The sequence below is a fragment of the Vibrio sp. 1S139 genome (assembly GCF_041439475.1).
GTDB lineage: Bacteria > Pseudomonadota > Gammaproteobacteria > Enterobacterales > Vibrionaceae > Vibrio > Vibrio crassostreae_C.
Window position 1 is genome coordinate 1 of sequence record NZ_JBGOOD010000167.1, and the last position, 1,037, is coordinate 1,037.

General features: G+C 36.1%; 1 protein-coding gene. It reads left to right on the forward strand.

What is annotated here, in order from left to right; translation table 11 throughout:
• Window positions 1-65: 65 nt before the first annotated feature.
• Window positions 66-239, forward strand: a complete 174-nt coding sequence (locus tag ACED46_RS21950; protein WP_371722458.1) for a LysM domain-containing protein — start codon at window positions 66-68, stop codon at window positions 237-239.
• Window positions 240-1,037 lie beyond the last annotated feature (798 nt).

Consider the following 1,037-nt stretch of genomic DNA (forward strand, 5'->3'; position numbering starts at 1 on the left):
ATTACGTTAGACGGAATTTACGCTGAGCTTAGTGCTTAAGGTTCTGTCTATGTGACTTCGATACTATGTCTAACAGTATATCCGAAGTTGCTGTTAAGCCGACATTACCTTATGTCGTACAAGAAGGTGATTGGTTATATGAACTACGTAGAAAGTTCGGCTTCGATTTAGAAGAGATCATTGAGAGTAATGATATTGAAAATCCTGATTTGATCATTCCTGGCCAAGTATTAGAATAAGCTCTTACCGGTAACCTGATCAATATTAAAGTATTACTAGACCTATTTCTTATAAGGTATGGTGATGCTTTTTTTTGCACTCGATTAAATCTGTCTAACTATTCATCTATGATCTTACATAGCTTACGTTGATGTGAATAATCAAGTGTTGCCAAGAATCATGGTTTACATACCAGATCTTAGGTTCAGGTATTAAATATTACGAAGTTAGATAAAATTTAATTCTCTTAATGTAAAACCATTAAACTACTATGAAGACTTGCAAGATATGTATTAGCATTTTACTCTTCGGTCTCTCCCTAAGGTTTAACTGCCATCAAATCGCTAACCAGTGCATAATATGCATAAGTCTGGTGAATTGATATGGCCGTATCCATGCTACATCATGATCGTTATGAATGGACTTTTCTGAACAAATTAATGTTTACAAATCTAACATCACGGATGCAAGAGTGGCTGGTAGGCATTAGACTTCTTTTTTCCTGCGAATAAGCTAAACTCTCATATGTAACCAATTACATTTGAGGTGTTTATGAAGTCGTTTGTCAATATTAAGGTCGTTTTATGTTCGTTTTTATTTTTTGCAACCTCAGCGATTGCTTCTATTAGTGCTGATGATGTCACGTTTTCAGGCCGAGTCGATGGAGATATACGAGCAATTTATTCTGACAAAAGTCTAACGAATGTGGATGGCATGCAAAACACGAAAGCTGTAAGAGGCATGACTCAGAGCAGTTATGTAAGGCGTTGTTGATCAAATCAGCTTGAGGTTCAACGACGCCATATTTGACTAATCGT